At 58.1% G+C, this 2468-nt stretch carries 2 protein-coding genes; both read right to left on the reverse strand.

Annotated elements, in window-relative coordinates; translation table 11 throughout:
• Window positions 1–1023, reverse strand: a 1023-nt coding sequence (locus NW837_RS12820) for a histidine kinase dimerization/phospho-acceptor domain-containing protein (RefSeq protein ID WP_414332037.1), incomplete at its 3' end; no start/stop codon positions are given.
• Window positions 1024–1067: 44 nt separating this feature from the next.
• Window positions 1068–2201, reverse strand: coding sequence for a PIN/TRAM domain-containing protein (locus tag NW837_RS12825; RefSeq protein ID WP_414332038.1), 1134 nt, complete (start codon window positions 2199–2201; stop codon window positions 1068–1070).
• Between the last annotated feature and the right edge of the window lie 267 nt (window positions 2202–2468).

The following is a 2468-nucleotide window of genomic DNA, read 5'->3' on the forward strand; positions in this document are numbered from 1 at the left end:
GTCCAGCCCCAGCTTGATAAAGCCGATGATCCCGTTTAGGGGGGTGCGCAGCTCGTGGGAGGTGTTGGCCAGGAATTGGCTTTTCAGTTGGTTGGCCGATTCCGCTTGGGCACGGGCCTGCTCCAGCTCCTTATTTTTCTGGCGCAGCGTCTGGTTGGCTAACTGCAAGCGGGTTGCCAGTTGGCGACTTTGATCCAGCAAAATGGCGTGGGCAATGGCTGCGCCCAGGTAGGTGGCAATGCTCTGGAGTACCTGAATGTGGCTTGGCTGCCAAACAGGAACCCTGTTCGGATCCAATACTTCCAGCCAGAGCAGGCTGTTGGCGTAGCCCTGGTAAGACATGGCAATGGCCAGATGTCGCCCCGCCTCCACCGGTTCTTCCTGTCTGAGGGCCTGCAACAAATGGGGGTAATCTGCCAGCTTCAGGGTCTGGTGGAGCAGGGAGGGATCCCCAGGATGGCGGCGGTACTCGGCATTGACCGTGAGGGAGTCTTGCCCCACCTCGTAGAGGGCCATCAGGCAGCGATCTACCTCAAACAGTTGCCCCAACTGCTCCACGGTCTGCTGGCACAGTTGCCGGATATCGAGGGAATGCCGGATGTTGCGCACCAACTGCGTCGTGATCCCCTGTACCGGATCGGCCGGGAGAGCATGGGGCTGGCTGCTGGGGCTGCTGGTTCCTCCGGCCAACGCAAAAGGCGTAGCCCCCAGCAACTTGCCCACTGCCGCAACCGCCACCACCTCCCCTTCCATGTCCCGTACAGGGTTGAGAGAAAGATGCAGATGCAACTTGTAGCGGGGCGAGAGCACCTGACATTCGTAGGAGAGGGGATCCCCGCTTGCAAACACCTGGTTGAGCTTAGCCTCATACTCCCCGGCGTTGGCCACCTCCCAGATTTGCTGTCCGCTCACGATGTGCTGAGGGTGGATGCCATATTTCTCGGCATCTTCCCAGTAAAAACTCCAGAAGCGCCTCTGGCGATCCTGCGTGTAGAACATCGGAGTGGGTCGGAGGGCGCCCATTTGGGATGAAGCCACCATTGCGCTAGGGGAACGTAGGCCAAAACTCAGGTTTTTCCAGAGGAAGCCGGGCTGGCGGGATCAGAGGCCGGGCGGGTTAGTGGGGCAGAGTCCTTGTTAAGGCGGGCGAAGATCATGCGGCCTGCTGAGGTTTGAATGGCGCTGGTCACAACTACAGAGCGGGTTTTGCCCACAGAGCGCTGCCCTTCTTCCACCACCACCATGGTGCCGTCTTCCAAGTAGCCCACCCCTTGACCTGGCTCTTTTCCTTCGCGGGTGATCTTGATATCAAAGCTATCGCCGGCAACGTAGAGAGGCCGCAGCGCCTCGGCCAACTCATTCACATTCAGCACCTTGACCCCCTGCAGAGCCGCCACCTTCTTCAGGTTGTAATCGGTGGTAAGCAGCGTTCCCCCCACGGTTTGGGTGAGGCGCACCAGCTTTTCATCGACAGTGGTCAGATCTGGATAGTTGGCTTCGTGAATAACGAAACGATCGGGGTAGGCCTCTCGCAAAGACTGCAGGGTATCCAAGCCTTTGCGGCCCCGCTCTCGTTTTTGGGCATCGGCTTTGTCGGCAATGGTCTGCAATTCTGTCAGCACAAAGCGAGGAACCACCAGGGTTCCTTCCAAAAAACCTGTCTCGATTAACTGAGCCACTCGGCCATCGATGATGGAGCTGGTGTCCAAAACCTTGGCCGTGGCAGCCACCACATTGCCCTCCGCCCAGAGGGCTGCTTGTAAAGCATAGTTGGGGTTAAACAGCCGCAGCAGCGAGGGGCCGTGGGTATCGGCCAGGCTGACCCCCAGATAGGCAAAGGCCAAGCTGAAAAAGACCGAAGCCAGTGGCTCGAGGAACCTGTTGAGTTGGGGAGGCAAGGGCAGCAAGTACACAGGAGCCATGGCCAGATTGGCAATCACCAAGCCGATCACCAACCCCACCGAGCGGCTGATCAACACGTCCGGCGGCAAGGAGCGCACATTGGCCTCAAAGCGACGGTAGCTCCAGCGCACCAGGGATCCCAAAGCCAGTCCTGCCAGCACGCCAAAGCCGCTGGTGACGACACGGGCTCCTTCCACATTGGCCCCCTGAATGGCGGCAGGAGGGAGCAAATCCAGGCCGTAAAACCCGAGACCAGCCCCGGCCAACATGAAGATCGCGATCAGTAAAGCGTCTAGCATAAGAAAAAAGACGGCCCTGCTGAGTGGGTGATGCTGCTGGGAATAGGCAAATCTGCTTCCTACTCATTCTAGTCGTCTGGTGTTGGAGGGATCCGGACAACCAAGCCAGCCCTCCCCCAGAAGGATTCAGACTATGCTGAAATCATAGCGATCCCTTGCCAGCTTGAGGGATCTGTGGAGCATGCCTCTAACCCTCAAAACCCTGAACTTTGCTGAATTTACTGAGCTTTAGGCGGTTTGGCAAAAGTCATTGAGAGGGATATAGTA

The organism is Synechococcus sp. R6-10, assembly GCF_047461815.1.
Classification (GTDB): domain Bacteria; phylum Cyanobacteriota; class Cyanobacteriia; order Thermostichales; family Thermostichaceae; genus Thermostichus.